The organism is Roseobacter fucihabitans, assembly GCF_014337925.2.
In the GTDB taxonomy this organism is placed as follows: Bacteria; Pseudomonadota; Alphaproteobacteria; order Rhodobacterales; family Rhodobacteraceae; genus Roseobacter; species Roseobacter fucihabitans.
In genome coordinates, this window is record NZ_CP143423.1 from 2,807,406 (window position 1) to 2,825,951 (window position 18,546).

General features: G+C 57.3%; 15 protein-coding genes and 3 pseudogenes. 7 read left to right on the forward strand and 11 right to left on the reverse strand.

Annotation, left to right across the window (positions count from 1 at the left end; all coding sequences use genetic code 11):
- Positions 1-4: 4 nt before the first annotated feature.
- Genes ROLI_RS13730 through ROLI_RS13740 form a run of 3 tightly spaced genes read left to right on the forward strand, consistent with a single transcriptional unit; the run spans position 5 to position 2,531 of the window.
- Positions 5-793 (forward strand): ABC transporter permease, encoded by a 789-nt coding sequence (locus ROLI_RS13730; RefSeq protein ID WP_187431236.1) that lies wholly within the window; start codon positions 5-7, stop codon positions 791-793.
- Positions 790-1,545, forward strand: a complete 756-nt coding sequence (locus tag ROLI_RS13735; protein WP_187431235.1) for an ABC transporter ATP-binding protein — start codon at positions 790-792, stop codon at positions 1,543-1,545. Before ROLI_RS13730 ends, ROLI_RS13735 begins: the two co-directional genes overlap by 4 nt.
- Positions 1,542-2,531, forward strand: a complete 990-nt coding sequence (locus ROLI_RS13740; protein ID WP_187431234.1) for an ABC transporter substrate-binding protein — start codon at positions 1,542-1,544, stop codon at positions 2,529-2,531. Before ROLI_RS13735 ends, ROLI_RS13740 begins: the two co-directional genes overlap by 4 nt.
- Positions 2,532-2,604: 73 nt before the next feature.
- Here ROLI_RS13740 and ROLI_RS13745 read toward each other — a convergent pair whose 3' ends face one another.
- The 5 genes from ROLI_RS13745 to ROLI_RS13765 all read right to left on the reverse strand — a co-directional run bounded on the left by ROLI_RS13745 (position 2,605) and on the right by ROLI_RS13765 (position 7,313).
- Positions 2,605-3,888, reverse strand: a complete 1,284-nt coding sequence (locus tag ROLI_RS13745; protein WP_187431233.1) for a TRAP transporter large permease — start codon at positions 3,886-3,888, stop codon at positions 2,605-2,607.
- Positions 3,885-4,433, reverse strand: coding sequence for a TRAP transporter small permease subunit (locus tag ROLI_RS13750; RefSeq protein ID WP_187431232.1), 549 nt, complete (start codon positions 4,431-4,433; stop codon positions 3,885-3,887). The genes ROLI_RS13745 and ROLI_RS13750 overlap by 4 nt, the downstream gene beginning before the upstream one ends.
- 27 nt (positions 4,434-4,460) lie before the next feature.
- Entirely contained in the window at positions 4,461-5,492 is a 1,032-nt protein-coding gene (locus ROLI_RS13755) for a TRAP transporter substrate-binding protein (RefSeq protein ID WP_187431231.1), read from the reverse strand.
- 24 nt (positions 5,493-5,516) lie between these two features.
- Positions 5,517-6,341: a putative hydro-lyase gene (locus ROLI_RS13760; protein WP_187431230.1), complete on the reverse strand. Its 825-nt coding sequence runs from the start codon at positions 6,339-6,341 to the stop codon at positions 5,517-5,519.
- A 93-nt stretch (positions 6,342-6,434) separates the two neighbouring features.
- The gene (locus ROLI_RS13765) at positions 6,435-7,313 is read right to left on the reverse strand and encodes a LysR family transcriptional regulator (RefSeq protein WP_187431229.1); all 879 of its coding nucleotides are present in this window, start codon (positions 7,311-7,313) and stop codon (positions 6,435-6,437) included.
- Positions 7,314-7,529: 216 nt separating this feature from the next.
- Between ROLI_RS13765 and ROLI_RS13770 the strand changes: the two genes are divergently transcribed.
- The 3 genes from ROLI_RS13770 to ROLI_RS13780 all read left to right on the forward strand — a co-directional run bounded on the left by ROLI_RS13770 (position 7,530) and on the right by ROLI_RS13780 (position 9,970).
- On the forward strand, positions 7,530-7,739 hold the full coding sequence (locus ROLI_RS13770) for a hypothetical protein (RefSeq protein WP_262386593.1): 210 nt from the start codon (positions 7,530-7,532) through the stop codon (positions 7,737-7,739).
- Positions 7,684-7,923, forward strand: a complete 240-nt coding sequence (locus tag ROLI_RS13775) for a nuclear transport factor 2 family protein (protein WP_405049026.1) — start codon at positions 7,684-7,686, stop codon at positions 7,921-7,923. Before ROLI_RS13770 ends, ROLI_RS13775 begins: the two co-directional genes overlap by 56 nt.
- 862 nt (positions 7,924-8,785) lie before the next feature.
- On the forward strand, positions 8,786-9,970 hold the full coding sequence (locus ROLI_RS13780) for a hypothetical protein (RefSeq protein WP_187431227.1): 1,185 nt from the start codon (positions 8,786-8,788) through the stop codon (positions 9,968-9,970).
- A gap of 567 nt (positions 9,971-10,537) precedes the next feature.
- Here ROLI_RS13780 and ROLI_RS13785 read toward each other — a convergent pair.
- The 6 genes and pseudogenes from ROLI_RS13785 to ROLI_RS13810 all read right to left on the reverse strand — a co-directional run bounded on the left by ROLI_RS13785 (position 10,538) and on the right by ROLI_RS13810 (position 16,718).
- Positions 10,538-10,825 carry a hypothetical protein gene (locus ROLI_RS13785; RefSeq protein ID WP_316247475.1) on the reverse strand — a complete coding sequence of 96 codons (288 nt, stop codon included), beginning with the start codon at positions 10,823-10,825 and terminating at the stop codon, positions 10,538-10,540.
- A gap of 8 nt (positions 10,826-10,833) precedes the next feature.
- A pseudogene (locus ROLI_RS13790) lies at positions 10,834-11,172 on the reverse strand (transposase); the annotation flags it as partial.
- A gap of 86 nt (positions 11,173-11,258) precedes the next feature.
- A pseudogene (locus ROLI_RS13795) lies at positions 11,259-12,721 on the reverse strand (IS1182 family transposase).
- A 75-nt stretch (positions 12,722-12,796) separates the two neighbouring features.
- A pseudogene (locus ROLI_RS13800) lies at positions 12,797-14,188 on the reverse strand (transposase); the annotation flags it as partial.
- A gap of 79 nt (positions 14,189-14,267) precedes the next feature.
- A complete protein-coding gene (gene tnpB, locus ROLI_RS23975; protein WP_405048962.1) occupies positions 14,268-14,780 on the reverse strand; it encodes an IS66 family insertion sequence element accessory protein TnpB in 513 nt (170 codons plus the stop codon).
- 492 nt (positions 14,781-15,272) lie between these two features.
- Positions 15,273-16,718 carry an exopolysaccharide biosynthesis polyprenyl glycosylphosphotransferase gene (locus ROLI_RS13810; protein ID WP_187429273.1) on the reverse strand — a complete coding sequence of 482 codons (1,446 nt, stop codon included), beginning with the start codon at positions 16,716-16,718 and terminating at the stop codon, positions 15,273-15,275.
- 429 nt (positions 16,719-17,147) lie between these two features.
- Here ROLI_RS13810 and ROLI_RS13815 point away from each other — a divergent pair, with 429 nt between their 5' ends.
- On the forward strand, positions 17,148-18,407 hold the full coding sequence (locus ROLI_RS13815) for an aminotransferase class V-fold PLP-dependent enzyme (RefSeq protein ID WP_187429171.1): 1,260 nt from the start codon (positions 17,148-17,150) through the stop codon (positions 18,405-18,407).
- Positions 18,408-18,546 lie beyond the last annotated feature (139 nt).

The window sequence follows — 18,546 nt, forward strand, 5'->3', positions numbered from 1 at the left end:
TCTGATGCAACACCCTGCGCCTCGCCCTTTGGGCGAAGGTCTGACCCGCGGTATTCCTGCTGTGCTGAGCGTGGTCAGTGCCTTCGTGATCTGGGAAATCTACGTTCATGTCTCGGGGGTTTCTCCGTTGATGTTACCCGCCCCTTCTCGGGTGCTGGATCAGATGGTGCTGAACCGCGTTCTATTGTGGCACAACACCATACCGACGCTGAAGGCCACGCTTGCAGGGTTTGCACTGTCGCTGACACTCGCCTTTGTGCTGTCGGTTGTCCTTGACTTCATGCCGCGCGTGCGGCGCGCATTATTCCCGATCTTCGTGGTCAGCCAAACCCTGCCCCTGGTCGCCATTGCACCCTTGGTCGTGCTTTGGTTTGGCTTTGATCTGACGCCAAAAGTGTTGCTCGTGGCGCTTGTGACGTTCTTTCCGATGCTCGTGGCGCTGGTCGACGGATACGCCGCCACCGACCCCGAGATCGAAGATCTGTTGCGCTCCATGGGAGCCTCGCGCCGCGTCGTGTTCCGCCGGGCCCGCCTCCCCTCTGCCATGCCGTATTTCTTTGCCGGATTGCGCATTTCGATCACCTATGCGGTGGTCGCCGCCATCTTTGCGGAATATGTCGGCGCGCGGGCGGGCTTGGGCATCGTGATCCTGAACGCCAAGAACAGTTTTCGACCAGACCTTGTGCTGGCGGCTGTTGTGATCAGTTCGGCTCTGACCCTGGTGCTCTTTGCCCTCACCGCAGTGCTGCAACGCGTGGTGTTGCGGTGGCGCAGTTTTGGGGAGCGCCGATGAGTTTCCTGGAGCTGCAAGACATCGGCGTCACCCTGGGCGACACGGCAGTGCTCAACGATATCTCGATGCATGTTGCTGAGGGTGAGTTCGTGTCGATTGTCGGCCCTTCGGGCGCGGGCAAATCGACCATCTTTCGCCTTTTGACAGGCGCGTTGCAGCAGAATCGCGGGACCATCACCTGCAACGGGCGCGCCCTTGATCAAACCGCGCAGGTCTTTGCCTTCCTGCCGCAGCGGGATGCCTTGATGCCATGGCTGCGCATCCTCGACAATCTGACCTTGGGTCTGGAGGTGCAGGGCGTTTCCAAAGGGGCGGCGCGCGCGCGCGTCTTGCCGCTGTTGGCGGATTTTGGATTGGTCGGTTTTGAGGGGTATTACCCCGCACAATTGTCGGGCGGGATGCGCCAGCGCGCCGCCCTATTGCGCACCATCATACAGGCACGCCCCATGCAACTTCTGGATGAACCCTTTGGCGCATTGGACGCCTTGACGCGGATGCAGATGCAAAAGTGGTTCGAAGATCGCTGGCAAGCCGCGCGCTGGACGACCTTGCTGATAACGCATGATGTGCGCGAGGCGGTCGCCCTGTCGGACCGCATCTATGTGCTGTCACGCCGCCCGGCCCGCGTAATCGCCGAAGTCATCGTGCCCGACCCGCGCCCGCGTCTTGGACACCCCGCCACCGCATCAGCACATGCGCTGGAGGCTCAGCTGCTTGGTATTTTACTTAACCAAACCGGAGATGACATATGAAACATCTGATCACTGCTCTATTCCTTTGTGCCCCATTTGCGGGTGCGGCCCAGGACAAACTGAGCGTGGCGCTCGACTGGACGCCCAACACAAACCACGTCGGCCTATACGTCGCCCACTCCAAAGGGTGGTTCAAAGAGGCAGGGCTTGATGTGGATATTTTGCCCTATACGGATACATCCTCGGGGACGCTGGTGGCCGCAGGTGTTGCGGAATTTGGGATCCTGAGCGCGGTGGGGTTTCACAGCCAGCGCGCGAGCGGAGCCGATATGACCGTGGTCATGGCCGTTGTGCAACATGAGACCGGGCGGCTGGTGTTTAACGGCGCGCGGGACGATATTCAGCGCCCCGCAGATCTTGACGGTAAAAGCTACGCCGGGTTTGGCAGCGCTTGGGAAGAAGCATTGATCTCAACGATTATTCGCAACGACGGCGGCGTCGGCACCTTCGACACGGTCACATTGGGCACCTCGGCTTATGAGGCGCTGGCCAATGGTCGGGTTGATTTCACGCTTGAAGTCAGCACCTGGGAAGGTGTGAATTCTGTTCTTCTGGACCGCCCACAGCGCGCATTTCGTTATGCCGATTACGGCGTTCCGGATCAGCACACAACGTTTTTGGGTGCCAATGGAAGCTGGCTTGCGCAGAACCCCAACAGCGCACGCGCCTTTGTGCAGGCCGCCCAGCGGGGCTATGAATTTGCGGCCAATAATCCAGAGGATGCAGCCGAGATACTGATTGCACAAACCGATGGCATGATGAGCAACCCAGCACTTGTGCGTGCCTCAATGGAGGCACTGGTGGCGGGCGGATATTTGCAGGATCCCGGCGAGCCGGTGGGCATGATCGATGATGAGATGTTCCATAACATCACGGGGTTCTTGTTTGAAGCGGGTATCCTGCGCGGCGAAGATGGCCGCCCCCTGTCGCAAAAGCCCGACGTGTCATCATGGTTTACAAATGATTACCTTTTGGGCGCGAACTGAACATTCTTTGAAACGCGAGTATGGCATTTCTGATGCCATACTCGCGGCCTTCGGGGCGTACCCGCCCCATGGATCATTGCAGATAGTTTGGCAAGAAAAGCGCGATGCTCGGGAAAGCGATCAACAGCAAGGCCATCGCCAGCATGGTCAGGCAATAGGGTAACGCGCCCAACATGACCTCATTCAAACTGCCCGATTTGCGCGCGCCCTGCACCACATAGAGGTTCAGGCCGACCGGCGGCGTAATCAGCGCCATTTCGATCAGCACAATCATCAAAATACCGAACCAGATCACGTCATACCCCTGGGCAAGCACCAGCGGTACGATGATCGGAATGGTCACAACCATGAGCGACAGCGTCTCAATGAAGAAGCCCAATACGATATAGAGCACCACAACAACGAGGATGGTTTTCAGCGGGGTCAGACCCAGACCGGTCATAAATTCGGTCAATTCACGGCCCAGCCCCGCAGAGGCCAGCGTAAAGTTCAGAAATGACGCACCGATCACGATGAGCATGATCATCGAGGTGATCTTGACCGTGCCCGTCAGGCTTTGGCTCAGCATGTCCCAGGAGACGCCACCAAAGATCAACGCGATCACAAAGGCCCCGGCGACACCAACGGCGGCGGCCTCGGTGGGGGTGGCCCAGCCGCGATAGATCGCACCGATGATCACACCAAACAACAGCAGGATCGGGATCAGATCGATCAGCGCGCGCAGCATCTGCGGGAAGGGAAACGTCCGGCGCGTCCCGCCCAGATCGGGACGCACAAGGCAAATGAGCACGGTGATCAGCATGAAACACAGCGCCAGCGCCAGACCGGGGATGAGCCCGGCAAGGAAAAGCTGCGGGATGGAGGATTGGGTTAAAAATCCGTAAACGATCAGGTTGATCGACGGCGGGATCATGATGCCCAGCGTGCCGCCTGCGGCGATGGCACCGGAGAAGAGTTTGGGGTCATAGCCGAGCTTTTCCGCCTGCGGCATGGCCACGGTGGCCACGGTTGCGGCGGTGGCAACCGATGAGCCGGAGGTTGCGGAAAACATTGTTGCTGTGGCGATATTGGCATGCACCAAACCGCCGGGCAGCCAGGACACCCACCGATCCAGCGCGGCATAGGTGCGGGTCGCCACGCCGCTGCGCACCAGAATTTCGCCCAGCAGAACGAAAAACGGGATCGCGATCAGCGTGGCCGAATTGGACGACGACCAGACCATATTGCCCAGGCCCCGCGTCAGCGGGAAACTGGAGAAAAACGTATCAATGCCGAACCCCAGCAGAAACAATACGATGCCGACCGGGATCGACAGCGCGAGCAGCCCCAAAAGGGCAATCGAAACGAAACCGATCATTGCAATGTCTCCTGTTCGGCAAAGGCGCCGACAAAGCCCTCTGTCTCGCCGTGACGTCCTTTGAGCAGCAGGCTAAGGGCTGCCAAGGTCACAAGCGTGGACATCAGCGCAAACCACACCCAGCCCGCAAACCACGGCAGATGGACCCAGACCAGCGGTGTTTCCAGCGGCGTATTGGCGGTGGAATCGTTTTTGATGGAGCGTTCCAGCACCGGCCAGGCCTTGATCGCGATGGTAATAATCACACCCGACATGACGATCATGGAGAAGACATCAAAGAGCGCGCGCTTGAAACCACCCGCGCGGCTGCGCAGGATATCGATGCGCACATGCCCCATTTCAAGCAGCGTGTAAGACATGCCCCAGGAGGTCGCGAGCGCCATGGCATAGCCCGCGATCTCCTCTGTGCCCCCAAGGGACGTGCCGAACCGTCGCATGATGATATCGGTCAGCACAAAAGCCGCACAGATCAGCAATCCCGCGCCAACGCAAAGGGCAATGCCCTTGTTCAGTCGACGCAGAGCATCAATCATCTTGAGTTCCATGTTCGGTCCGCCCCTCGGATTGATCGTTTAGTTAATGGTGACGCCGACGGTCTTGCCGACGCTGTCATTCCAGCGCGCGGCCCAATCTCCACCGGCGCGTTCTGCCCATTCCGGCAGCACTTCACTGGTCAGGATATCACGCGCGCGGGTGAAATCCGCATCGCTGACATTGACCAGCACCATGGCGCGCGCATCACCCGACGGGCAATCCCCGTTGCCTGTGAGACAAGCGATGTCATTGACCAGCGCGTCCTGTGCGCTCGCCCAGGCGGGCTCTTCGAAGCCACTGGAAACCTGCGCGGTGATCAACGCCTGAGTATCGCCGTCCAGGCTATTCCACTTGTCCATATTCATCGCGGTGACGACGGAATCCCAGCCGCCCAGCGGAATGGGCAGCAGATGCGTGGAAACTTCCCACCAGCCCGCACTGTAACCCGATCCGGCACCGGTTACGGCGCAATCCACGACGCCCTTCTGCAAGGCACCCGGCACCTCGGAAAAGGACACATTCACCCCCTCGGCGCCCAAGGCCTCGAGCAGCTTGGCTGTCATCCGCCCGGAGGCGCGTACTTTGAGCCCTTCCAGATCCGCAAGACTGGAAATCTCCGCATTGCAGAACACGACCTGGGGCGGATAGGGCGCAATGGCGAGCACATGGGAATTGAAACGATCGCGGTAAATATCCGACACCATCGGACGCGCGGCATCCACCATGGCACGGGCCTCATCCGCCGTCAGCGCCAACAGCGGCACATCGAGACCTTCAAGCTCCGGTGCGTCCGACACAGCATAATCCGCCACCGTCATTGCTACATCATAGACCCCCTGCCCCAGCAGCGGATAAATATCACCCAACCCCAGGCTCATCTGGTTATGCGTGGTCAATTCAACGGTGATCTTACCCTCGGAGGCTTCGGGCAAAGCCGTCCCCCAGAACGGCGCTTCATATTGGTTGTGCAACGGCAGGCTGGACCAGCTGCCCACAACAGACAGGTTTTCCGCGAAAGCGGGCGCTGTGAGAGCCGAGCTTGCAATGAGGATTGAGAGTGCTTTTTTCATGGTTTTTCTCCGTGTTGGCATTGTTTATGGCGTTGTAAGAATTGTTGTTTCCGCGTCCTCCGCGACATCTGCGATCAACATATGCCCCGGTGAATGGGTTATGCAGAGCGGCAGTCCGGCATCCAGCAGCACATTTTGCGGTGTCACCCCGCAGGCCCAATAGACGGGAACCTCACCCTCCCTGATCTGCACGCCATCCCCCCAATCCGGGCGCGACAAATCCGCGATCCCGATTTGGGCGGGATCGCCTGTCGCAATGGGCGCGCCATGCGCCTGCGGAAAACGGCTGCTGATTTCTTTGGCCTGCGCGACCTGCGCTTGGGGGATCGGGCGCATTGTGACGACCATTTTGCCGCTGAATTGACCCGCCGGGACGAGATCAATATTGGTGCGAAACATCGGGACGTTCTTGCCGTCCTCAATATGGCGCACAGGAATTTGGTGACGCAACAGCGCATTTTCAAACGTGAACGAACACCCCAGCGCCACGGTCACCAGATCATCGGCCCAGACCTGCGAAATGTCGCTGATCTCCTCGCTGAGCGCCCCATTGCGGAACACCCGGTATTTGGACACATCCGTTCGGATGTCGATGTTCGAACCCAAAGTCGGCAGGTGCGGATTACCCGTGTCGCTGACACCGACAATAGGGCATGGTTTAGGATTGCGTTGACAAAAGCGCAAAAAATCCAGCGCGTAGCGTTCGGGCAGAATTGCAAGGTTGCATTGAAGTTTGCCCGCCGCCAGCCCGGCAGTGTGACCCCCATAAGCCCCCTCGCGAATGGCGGCTCGCACCTTATGCGCGGATAAGGTGGTCAGATCAGCATGCGAAACAGCAGAACGTGTCATGATGGCAGCCCCCAAATAACGATGCAAGGTTCACACGAGGCCGTCGTTTCATGCAAATTATCATTTTATATCAAATATGATAAATATATTTAATTACCCTGGATTGGTTTTATCCCATTCCAGCGCGACCTTGCGGGCGATCTCTGAGCTGTTTTCAACAACGAAACTGCGGGGCTCTGAGAGATAGGAGGCTGTAAACGCAAGAGGTGCGGGCCGAAATCCAGGATCAAATTCAACGATCTGGCCGGAAACCAGATAGTCATGCGCGATCGCACTTGGATAAGGGCCGACGGCAATTCCAGCAGCGATCATCTTCAAACTGGCTGACAGCGACGCGGAGGTATAAACCCGCAGCTTTGGCCCCACTCTGCGGGTCAACTCTGACATCAATTCCCGATAGGGGCGCGTTTTGCTCGAATAGGAAATGACAGGAATTTCCGTGAGGTCGGTTTGCGTATTGGCGGTCGAGCGATACCAGTGCAACTCGAAGGGCGGCAAAGCGACATTCTCGACCGAAAAATCCGAAACGGGCCCCATCAGGATCGCAAGATCAAGGCTGCGCTCTAACAGGGCTGCACGCAGGTTAACGGAAATATCAACTGTCAGATCGACGTTCACCCTGGGATACAACTCGCTGAAAGCCTTTAGGAATTCTGGCAACCAGGACTGCGCAATGGTCTCGGACGCACCAACACGAAACAACCCTTCCGCCTCTGAAGGGTTGGCGACGCGCTGTTTGATCTCTTCCTCCACAAACAACATCTGCTCGGCGTATGACAGCAGTAAGGTTCCCTGTTTGGTGAGGACAAGCGCGCCCGGCCCACGCTCAAATAACTGAACGCGAAGCTCTTGTTCCAGGTTGGAAATGCGGGTGGAGACGGCGGGCTGGGACAGATGCAATTGCTCGGCGGCCCTGCGAAAGCCGCCCAATCGCGCCACCCATAAAAACGCCCGAATTTGATCAAATGTCATTACCCATTCATATAATGGATCACAAGAACATCAAAACCATAAAAATTACTGCACCAACATTCGGTACCATCTATTTTCAGCCTTTGCCATTATTCGAGGCATGGGCTGACAAACGCACGACGTTCACGCCCGCGTCAAAAGGCGTCGGTCAGACATTCCACCGGACGACAGAAGCCAACATGTCATGCCGGGGGAACAATGGGGAAATGTGGAACAATGCCTGATGCGCAAGCCGTGGCGAAGATGGCCGCAGATTACACAGCCGCCGGGAATTCCAAGTCGGCAAAGGCGGTAGCCTCTTTTTATGCGGAAGACGGCGAAATTATCATCAACAACGGCGCGCCCTCGCGGGGACGCGCGCGCGTGCAGGATATGGCCGCAGGGTTTTTATGCGCATGCACCGGATTTGTCGCTGAGCTGCGATGATGTGCGTTGCGCCGGAGGCCATGTGATCTTTGTTTGGACATTCACCGGGCATGACGCCGCCAGCGGAAACCCTCTGGAAATTCGCGGCTGGGAAGAGTGGGAAATTGATGACGACCTCAAGGTAAAGGCGTCGCGCGGATGGTTTGATGCCGAAGATTATGCGCGGCAAGCCGAAGGACGCTAAGCAATTTCTGGACGTCCCAGACCCCTTTTGCGGCACAAGGGTCGCCATGTTCTGGTATCGGAAACCCTTTGTACCCCCCACAGATCATCAAAGTCACGACAAAGCCATCCGTCGAAATGGGCGCCCGATAGAGCCCCTGTCCGCGATAAAGCCCCACCACTTGAGCGCGCCGAGCCGGTGAAGAAGGCTACGACAGGGGGCCTCCTTCCGCCCTATGTGAAAGGGTATTTGATATCCGGCGGTGGCGCGAAATCAAAAGGCCTATGTTCTTGCAGCGCGCCGTATTGCCTGCGGATACTGAAGGTGCCCAATAGAAATGCCGCGCGGTGCAGAATGTCGACCACGATTGGTCAACGCCGCCCGATGCCTGTCAAAAATCCGAAACATGAAGACGGGTCGGGATGATCAAAGTTCGGCATGGCCCAGATGAGGCGTGCAGAGATCTGCGGCCTGTTGATTTGTCCCGAGCGGTCAGGTTGTGCGGGCCATTTCCTTGCCCCATTCCGAATAAGCGCGCATACTTCAACCTACAGCGTTCACAAATCGATGGTGCTGCGTGACAATACTGCATGGTCCAAGTCCAGATACGTCCAGAAACGCGCCCGCGATGCGCAAGCCGCGCGATGAGCAACGAGGCGATGTGAATGCGTTGGAAGCTCCGGCTGTGAGCGGCGCACAGCGCGCACTTCAAAACGCCGCGGATGCCGGAGCACAGTCAAGGAGTACGCAAGCTTTGCAGGCTATGGCCGATGCCAGCACACAAGCCGACCAGCCTCCCGCGCAAAGGCTGCAAAATAATCTCCCGCTGCGCGCAGAGCCATATGCCTCTTTGCAACCCGCGAACAAACCTCCGGCGCGTGCTGTGCTCCAACGCGAATATGACGGCGTTAAGAAATTGCGCATCGGCGTGATCTATGCCGGGAACACGGTGCCAATCTTTGCAAACCAGATCCCCGCACAGACATATGTATGGGTTTTGTCCAACGATATGGTGGGGGCGCGTGAGTTAGAAGGCGTCACAAGCGGTCAAAATAAATCCTCCCCCAACGAAATCATTACCGCGAATAAAACCAATGTCGCTGCGTCGAAAAAGCAGGATGAAAACCGCTCCGGCGGAGAAGTGGTAGGCCGGGTTTTTCAATCTGGTCCTTTCCATATCCCGCGCAACGGGGATGTCGGGGGTGATCGAAACAAGCTGGATTACTCGTTCTGGCGTTTTGCGGCACTCAAATCCTATGGCATCTGGTACGCGTCCTCGGAGGCTGCCGCCAAAGGCTGGCCGGACATCACATCCAACAAAACGCTCGTCGAAACCATCGATAGCGACGTTCCCGGCATGACCGGAACCACGAATGCGGGGAAGGTCACGGATGACAACCCCAAAGAGATGAAAACGGATTGGCTGGCCGTGGCCGGGCTTTATCGCTGGGACTGGCAGGATGTTAAAGATCACCCCACACTCCACCGACTTTTCGGCGATAAACACGCCACGCGCGACACCGCGTTGCGCGCATTTTCAGACCAATATACCGAAGCAGAGGGTGACGCGCGCGCGGCCGCATCCAGCGATATTTTCAAGATTTATTTCCCGGAACCGGCCACGCGGCTCAGTGGTCCGGCGATAACGCTGCTGACGACTTCCGGGCTGGGTGATATGGCGGTCTCTGCGGGGACCCAGATCGGGCACAAGCGCGAAAGTATCGGTATGATCGCAGCACTTGTGCGTCTGGATGTGACGAAAAATACCGGTAGCCAGTCTGCGTCCAAAGGCAAGCTGTCCTTCAACAGGTCTTTTGAGACGACCACCGGGCTGGGTAAACGCGACGGTGCCTATGCATCACTTTTTGCGCAATGGTACGACAAAGCCAAGACCCCAACCGAAAAGCTCAACAAGATTGATTTCGCGACCTTGAGCCGTGCGAAAGAGTTCGATCAGTCTTATCTGAATGACGCGCTGGCCGGGAATGTGTTAAAATGGCACAATGAGACCTATGATGCCATGTCCGATGATGACAGCACCAAAAAGCGGTTTTTCAACCCAAAATAGCGATGAAAAGCGGAGAAACCATGGGTCGTACTGCAGCTAACGTCCGTGCCCACCCGAGATCCCAATGTCATAACCGGGGAAAAAGGCGCTTTGAGGCAGATGCCTTTGCCCGGTTTGGTATCCCGCGATTTGCAACATTTCATTCCATCAAGTTTTGAGACAAGATTTGACCCGCTTTAGGATCAAAAATTGGTCATCTTTTTTCCGCTCCTGCGTGCCCGAAGCGCTTCGGAATTTGCCGCCCTATTCCGCAGCGCTACGATGTTATCGATACATTCGCAGTCAACTGTGCTTTCCGATGGAGTTTTGAGATTCTACGGTGCCGCGATCTTTTTCAATGAGATATTCCTCACCAAAGAGCTGAGACGCAAAACCTCCGCCATGCTCAGAACACCGCCAAGAAATCACCGCAAGACCCGGTTGTGGCCTGCGCAGATCAGAAACGCTCTTTTGTATCGAAGGCCTCGGTCGATCCTATGCCTGCGCGCTTCAAGTGATCGCCATGCCTGCCCTCGTTGCCATCAAACCTGCCTGTGGCTTCAAAGACAAATCGCAACCGCTTCATTTTTACTGTAGTGACTGAGCTTTAATTCGGCTGACAAGGTCAGCGTCATCGACGAAGTCGTCAAGGAATTCATGCCAGGTTTTGGTGGTGATACGAGCGGCTCGGATCATGTCCGTCAGTTCTTTCTCCCCGTCCTCTTTCAGTGCGGAGATTGTTTCGTGGGGTCCGAGGTAAACGCTCACGATGTTGGCATAGGTCAGGTTGTCGTCGTTGGAGATGATCGCTTCGGGAAGCGCGACATCTTCGTTCAGCATTTTGGCGACGTAGTCGATGGTGCAGACATGGATCACCGCAGCCCTCAAGCGGCTTCGGGATGGGCAGCAGCCAGCGGCTCCCAATTCCACGTGAGCAATTCATCGAGCCGGTTGATCTTGTGATCGTGGATGCGGTTCAGGATGTCAGCGAGACAGGCCAACGGATCGCGACCCCTCTCGGCAGATTTGCCTTGCAAATCGCCTGTCGGGCAATGGTTGAGCTTGGCGGTTTCGATGATGGTCATCGCGCGCGCGAGGGTTTCCGCGCCGGTGTCGGCCCCTGCAAATAGCCAATTCTTCCGCCCTATTCCAATCGGACGCAGAGCCCGCTCAGCGGGATTGTTGTCGATTGCGACGCGGCCATCGGACAGGAACGATTTGAAGGTCCGCATTGGCTGATTCTGTGGAAAAACAACGTGTTGCGAGCGCAGGAAGTGGTGATCTAAATGGAGCGCGAGCGCCTTTCTTATCAGGCTTTTTGCATTTGCTGCGGTGCAGGAAAGATCTTGGCGAGTTTGCGGAGGTTTTGGGCGGTGGCGGCGAGCAGGAATTCGTCATTTGCGCCGCATGGGCCACGTAATCGGGGACGTCCCAGCCCGAGGATGCGTTTGAGATGCGCGAAGAGCATCTCAACTTTCTTGCGCAGCCGCATTGAGATTGCGTATTGCTTGGTCTTGGCAATGTCGCGGGCGACCTGACGGGCGTCTTCATGTTCTTCGCGGGTAATTTTTCGCGCATCAGCATTCGGGCAGCATTGCATTTCTGACAGACAGGCCTGACACGTCTGTTTAAGGGCCTTATACTTGGCGACGCCTTTGCCGGTTGGCCCACGATTTGGGTCAGAATAGTTGCGCCGGAATTGCTTGAGCGGCTCGCCTTCCGGGCAGATGTATTGGTTATTCTCCGCATCCCATTCAAAGTCCGCGCAAGACCATGTGCCATCCGTGCGGCTCGCTTTATCCATAACCGGAATGTGCGGTTCGATCTTGCGATCAACCAACCACCCGAGCATCGGGCCGGAACCGTAAGCTGTGTCCATTGCCCGGCAGTTGATTGCAAAGCAATCAATGAGAGGGGGCGATAATCCATTCGGGATGCAGATCGAACGTGTCTTTGACCCGATCCAACATTGAGCGCACAGACCCGACTTCTGCTTGCCGGATTGATCGTCTGGCCTCCACATCGACGATCACGGCATGATCCGTGTCGATCAGGTAATTGGTGGAATAACTGAAGAACGCAGGGCCTTTACGGGCTGCCGTCCATTGGCTTGCAGGATCAGAATGGGACGTGAACTTGGGTTCAACCTCAGATGCTGCGCCAAAAGCTGCGTTATCCAAGACATCAAGATACTCCTTCACGGCACGCGGCGCATCGTTTGGATCGATGGCATTATGGTCCCAATCTTCCTTCGGCGTCGCGTTTTGTTTGTTCGCATCTGCCTCGATCAAACTGGCGTCTGCCGCAAGGCGCTGGCCACTCACCAAGCCATCCGCGATGCACCGAGCTACGGTCTTCTCGAACAGGTGTCGCAACAATGCACTCTCCCGGAAACGCCCATGCCGGTTCTTGGAGAACGTCGAGTGGTTCGGCACCGGATCAGATAGATCGAGGCGGCAAAACCAACGATACGCCAGTTTCAAATGCACCTCTTCACAAAGACGGCGCTCCGAGCGGATGCCAGAACAATAGCCCACGAGCAGCATGCGCCCTCTCATGCATGTAAACATGCACTGCCGGGTAATAGATCAGCAGTTCTGGGTCGATGGACGGGCGGCCAGTGTGGCTATAAAAGTCCGCTAGGTATTGGCGGATGTCGCTTAGATCAACGAACCTATCAATTGACCGCAGCAGGTGATCTTGGGGCACATGATCGTCAATCGAGAACTCGTAAAACAGCGCGCCTTGTGCTTCTTGCTTTGGTCCCAGCATCGAAATCACCCCCGTTGCTAAGGAAAATTGAATCAGCGAATAGCCACCCGATCAAGCAAGAGTTTTTCAACAGAATCGGCTCAGACCGTATCTGAAGGCTCTGGTCAGATCACTCTTGCCCGGAATGCACAGAAGCTGCTGCTCGGACCAGGCAAAGAAGGCCACAATCTTTGGCTGGCTCAGCTTTTGACGCGCGGCCATGCGGACGTCGGCTGGCTGGCCGTTGGTGTCGCGCTCGATGTCGTGGAGTTTGCCGATCCTGTCGAGGGCCTCGTGGGCGATATCGGACTTGGTCGAGGTCCGAAAATCGTGGAAATCGCGCCGCAGGCAGGGCCAGCAGGCCGCCTCCCGCAAACGCGGCACACCACCCGGTTCAGGCGCGTAAAGCTTGGCATAGCCTTTGTAGCCGTCGGCTTGGAGGATGCTGCGGGCATCTGCCAGATGGGTCAGGACATGCTCTTCCTTCCAGTCTGGCGCAAACCGATAGACAGCGCCGGGCGGTGCGCCCCCCGCCCAAGGACGTTGGTCCTGCACACAGGCCCGGATCCGGCCTTGCTTGACACCTTTGCCAGGTCCTTTGTCGCGCCTTGAACGATCCGGCACCCGGATCGGCGTGTCATCCACTGGCTGGCAGGGCATTGCGCAGCAATCTGCCGAGAGGGGGCGTGCAGCAGATCGCTGCCCATGATGTGCGCCTCGATCCGTTCAATAATGGGCGACAGTGTTTTCATGGCACGGCCACCCTGGGCTGCGCCCGTTCACACCTCAGACTGTCCCCCGGGACAGCCCGTAGCTTCGCGAACCGGTGCTCACCCAGCCGACCAGCGTGGTTTCGGGAATGTCGCCCCCCATACGCGCAAAGATCTCATGCTGGCGATATAACGGAAGGTGATCGTCGAACTTCGACACCCGCTGAGCGACGGGCGATGCCTGCATCGCCAAGAGGGGCACATGCGCCAGCAGGTCTGGCCCTGCCATGCTGCCCGGGATCGGACGGCCTGGCGCGGGCTCCTGCACCATCTTTTCGCAACGACGGCAGGATTTCCTGATCCGGACGATCTGCACAACCTTCATCCGTGCGGCGATCATGTCGAGAAGTTCGCTGACATCCTCGCCCACGACGCGCAGATCGCCACCACAGTCGGGGCAGCACGTGCCCGGATCAAGCTCACGGCGTTCTCGCAGGGTCACCTTCGACACACGCGGGCAGCGGCGCAAAACGGGCGCGCAGGGCTCATCAGCGGCCGGTGCGTCCTGACCTTCGTCGATCATCGCGTCATCGTCTTCGGCCACGGCGACCAGCAGGTCTTCGAGCGCCGGTTCCAGCTGCTTGATCTTCTCTGAGGATTTGCCAAAAGCCAGTTTCTGGAGTTTGGCGATCCGCAGCCGAAGGGCCTGAACCGGTTGATCGTGGACCCGCAAGGTCGCTGTGATCCTGGCGTTCTCTGCCTGCAATTCCGCGATCATCGCCTTCAAAACAGCGGGATCATCCGTTTGCCCGGCAGGGCATTGCGCGAAGCCAATATCCCGAGAGGGGGAGAGGTTTTCAGCAGGTTTCGACAGGCGTCTGATTACCAGAAAGCAGGCCAAAGCACCATATAAATAACGCAAATACAGACGCAAAATCACCCCACACGCGCAGGCGGAGCCCCCCCAATCCAGACGCCGCCAGTCGATCGAGCATCGCGAGCTGCGCTGACGTCATCCGCACAGCCCCGTCTTGGGCGCTTGGCCACGGGAAACGGCAACGTTCCAGCACCTTGTAACAGAGACAAAAGCCCTGGCCATCCCAATACAGCAGCTTGATCCGATCCCCACGCCGCCCCCGGAACGCAAACACGGCACCACTGGCAGGCTTCTGCCGCCACGCGTAAATTTGTTGTCGCCTTATCTCATGGCGCTGCGCCACCTGTGTAACGCTCGCCCCACCAACCCCAACCGACATGACAATCTCGAGCTTGTGATCACCATGCCAGAAGCGTCGTCGCTCAGCCCCAATAAGTTCACCACAAATCACAAATCCCGCATAAAAGACGTCGCTAATGACGTCTTTAAACACATCTCTCAGATCATCGCGTCGTTATCAGGCAGGCCGTGCCAATCGAGCGGTTGCGCAAAGAGGCTACAATCCACCAGCTTTCGCAGTTAGGTTTCACCGATCACATGGTGTTGGAATAAGGGCGGCAGTTCTACCTTCTCATGTCCCGGAGATTTGCAATCCCAGCATCAACTGCCTGAGATATCCAAGCAACTGCGAGTTGCCACCGGTTGAGGTGTAACTCGAAAAAACCCACATGGCTTATGTAATTTCGTCGTCTTTCTGGCCTTTGATGAAGACGTCTACGGCAATGGTACGCATGGGTCGACCCGCTTTGGCTGAACATCCTGCCTATCTCAAAAAGCGCTTGGCGCAAGACATTGACCGGTTTTCCGCTGTGCTCATCCCGAACCTGGACGCGAGGGTGATTTCTGAGGGCGGCGCTCAAAAAATTTCCTCCCTGCGTGGTGATGCAAGACGAAAGCTGCGACGTTTTTTCCAAAAGTTATCGGCTCAATAGGCACCCTTGCTGCTCAACAGACTGAACGGCGTTAGGACGAGAATTTTCAAATCGAGCCAAAGCGACCAGTTCTCGATGTAAAAGAGATCATGTTTGTAGCGCGCCTCCAACTTTTGCGCGTTATCGATTTCTCCGCGCCACCCATTGATCTGCGCCCATCCTGTAATGCCCGGCGGCAGACGGTGCCGGGCAGAATACCCGTCGACGATCTGGGTAAAACGCTCTTGCTGGCTGGATTGGGCCTCAATCGCGTGGGGTCTGGGCCCCACCAGGGATAAATCTCCGCGCAACACATTGAAAAGCTGGGGCAGTTCATCAATGGAGCTGCGGCGCAAAAAGCGGCCCACCCGGGTGACCCGTGGATCGCCTCGCGTGACCACTTGCCGCGCCTTTGGGTCCGATGCGTCTGCATACATCGAACGAAACTTCAACACATCGATAATCCGGTCATTATAGCCATGGCGTTGCTGTCGGAACAGGATCGGCCCAGCACTTTCCAGGCGCACCGCAAGGGCTGCACACACCAAGACGGGCCACAGCAGTACCAAGGCGAAAATCGCGAAAAACACATCGAAAAGCCGCTTGGTCAGGCGACATTCCGGCGAAAAGCTTCGGCGCAGGCGCTCCAGGTAAGGGCCGCGCGCAGCGTTACGATCAAAGGCATAATCCTTGCTATAGGTGGAAATCCCGACCTCTACTGGCAACACGCGAAATTCATCCAGCAGCCATTTTATCCGCTGTTCCGCAGCAAAGGGCAGCGCGATGATCACTAAATCGACCTCCGATGCGCGCACAAAGGCAAGAAGATCCTCATAACCGCCAATTTTGGGTACTCCCAGCACCTGTGTCGGTGAGCGCGTATCATCGCGGTCATCGAAAATCCCGAACACCCGAATATCATTCCCCTGCCGTGCGCCCAACCCCCGGATGAGGCGCGCAGCCTCCTCTCCGCCGCCAGCAATGACCGCGCGCCGTGCAATCAGCCCGGTCTCGATCACCCATCCGACAATAACCCGCGCGCCCATCCGCGTCGGAATGATCGCCCCGCCAAGCGCCAATGCACCGGCCAGCACCGCTGCGCCAAAGCTCTCCATCGGGGCAACACCTGCGAGGCCCAATACAGGAATGATCACACACAAAAAACTGCGCATAACAAACCCGAAACGATCTGCCATGATCGCACTTCGATAAGCACCGATTGCCACCATGCTCGACACAAACACCGCCGCTGCGAACAAAGCCCAGGTTGCCGCAATCAGGGGCTGAAATAATGCACTTTCCACGGTGCCATAAAGCATGAACCAGAAGGCCAGCGCGAAAACTGGAACATCAATACAAACGGCCACACATAACAACCACAAAGGCTCAAGCGCGCTGCGCCGCAAGCCGAGGGCCACGTTGCGGGCCGCCTCATTCAAAGTGATCGAATGTCCATCCACATGTGCCAAAATATCATTTTTCCCATCCCACGCCGGATCAGTTCCGCAGCTTCGGGATCAAGCTATACGCTGCATTCGGTTAAAGCCGGGTAATCAGATCTGTGAATAAGAAAAAGTATTGCCCGCCACCGGGATTTTCGAAAAGAAAGGCGCGTTAAGGTTTTGAACATCCAATTGGCACAAAGTACCGGCACGCAATCCACGATTCCTGACAAGAAGGATGTATCTATCGCAAGACCCGTCAAAGACCCCAAATGAACACGATTTCTATGAGTTACATGTCCCTTCTTACAAATGGTGAGCAGAAATCACCGCTTGCTGAATTCCTGTAAAACGGTCAATTTGCAGCGACCGGGCGATCGCTTGCCGTGGTGTCCCCCGGGGCTGCGCAGTACAGTGCCTGGCCGGAGTATATGAGCGAGACAGGAAATGACCCCGAGCCTAAGAGCGATCAGCCCCGAGATCAGAAGCCGATTTGCCCACGTGGACGCCTGCCCTTTTGAGGGACCACGCGTTTATTTCGAAAATGCCGGTGGGGCTTTGACGCTGAACAGCGTGATCGAGACCTCTGGCGTTTTTGCCGCATATCCGGATAATGCCGCGGGTCGCGATAACCCGGCCGGTGCCGCATTACGCGCCAGCATTGAGAGAGGCAAGGCAGACGCGCGGGTGTTCCTGAATGCGCCGGACGGCCAGATTTTCATCGGCGAAAGCGGGACGGAAGTGCTTTTCCGATTGGTGCGCACCGCAGCCCTTGGTGCAAAAAGCGGCGGTAAAATGCTCGGCAGCACATTGGAGCATCCTGCCTCTCGCAGCGCCGTGGCACGTTGGGCGGAAGTGACGCAACGCCCCCACATACTGGTCCCCCACGATGATGCCACGGGGACCGTCGGCCTTGACGCCTACCTGCCCCATATCACGCCAGATTTGCGGATCGCGACGATCGTGCAGACCTCACCGGTCACGGGGATTTCGGTGGATGTCGGCGAAATCACCGCCGCTATTCGACAGGTGGCCCCGGCGTGTTTCATCATCATTGACGGGATCCAGCATGCAAGCCACGGCCAGATCGACATCGCGCAATATGGCGCGGATGGGTATGCGGTTTCGCCCTATAAGGTGTTTTCACGCCACGGTTATGGGCTTGGGTGGGCGTCGGAGCGATTGAGCGCCTGTCCCAAGGAAACCGTCATCGGCGGCAGTGAAACCAGTTGGGAGCAAGGCACACGCGACGCCGGCAGCTATGCGACGTTTTCGGATGTGGTGGCCTATTTTGCATGGCTGGGTCGGCATTTCACCGACAGCACAGACACGCGTGCCCAGATCCTTGCCGCTGGTAAGGCGATTCAAGATCACGAGCACACCCTGATATCCGCGCTCATGCATGGCACAGGCAATCATCGGGGGTTGGCCGATATTCCCGGCGTCATGATCATCGCTGGTGCCGACAACCCGCGCCGTGAGGGCGTTATCTCCTTGACCCTGGAGGGCATGGAGGCTGGCGCTCTGGTCGGCTTTCTCAACACTCAAGGCATTCGCACGCATATTCGCAACAATGACCATTATTGCGGCAACATTCTGTCGCCGCTGGGGTTGGAGTCCTGTGTGCGCGTGTCCATCAACCACTATAATACCGAAGACGAAGTCAGCCAGTTCTTGCAAGCCATGAATGCGGCGGCCCTGCTCTAGGGTCTCGCTTGTCGCGCATCGCAAAGCGCAGGGATTGCGGACTTGTCTATGGCACATGGAGCTGCGCGATATGGTTCTGCGCGGGACCCAACAACCTCGAACGGGTCAAAACGACCAGATCGCGGCGCAAACAAGCGCT

Bases quoted from the DNA above. Each gene is read 5' to 3' on its own strand.
- ROLI_RS13730 (WP_187431236.1), top strand. From the start codon at position 5: ATGCAACACCCTGCGCCTCGCCCTTTGGGCGAAGGTCTGACCCGCGGT.
- ROLI_RS13735 (WP_187431235.1), top strand. From the start codon at position 790: ATGAGTTTCCTGGAGCTGCAAGACATCGGCGTCACCCTGGGCGACACG.
- ROLI_RS13740 (WP_187431234.1), top strand. From the start codon at position 1,542: ATGAAACATCTGATCACTGCTCTATTCCTTTGTGCCCCATTTGCGGGT.
- ROLI_RS13745 (WP_187431233.1), bottom strand. From the start codon at position 3,888: ATGATCGGTTTCGTTTCGATTGCCCTTTTGGGGCTGCTCGCGCTGTCG.
- ROLI_RS13750 (WP_187431232.1), bottom strand. From the start codon at position 4,433: ATGGAACTCAAGATGATTGATGCTCTGCGTCGACTGAACAAGGGCATT.
- ROLI_RS13755 (WP_187431231.1), bottom strand. From the start codon at position 5,492: ATGAAAAAAGCACTCTCAATCCTCATTGCAAGCTCGGCTCTCACAGCG.
- ROLI_RS13760 (WP_187431230.1), bottom strand. From the start codon at position 6,341: ATGACACGTTCTGCTGTTTCGCATGCTGATCTGACCACCTTATCCGCG.
- ROLI_RS13765 (WP_187431229.1), bottom strand. From the start codon at position 7,313: ATGACATTTGATCAAATTCGGGCGTTTTTATGGGTGGCGCGATTGGGC.
- ROLI_RS13770 (WP_262386593.1), top strand. From the start codon at position 7,530: ATGCCTGATGCGCAAGCCGTGGCGAAGATGGCCGCAGATTACACAGCC.
- ROLI_RS13815 (WP_187429171.1), top strand. From the start codon at position 17,148: ATGACCCCGAGCCTAAGAGCGATCAGCCCCGAGATCAGAAGCCGATTT.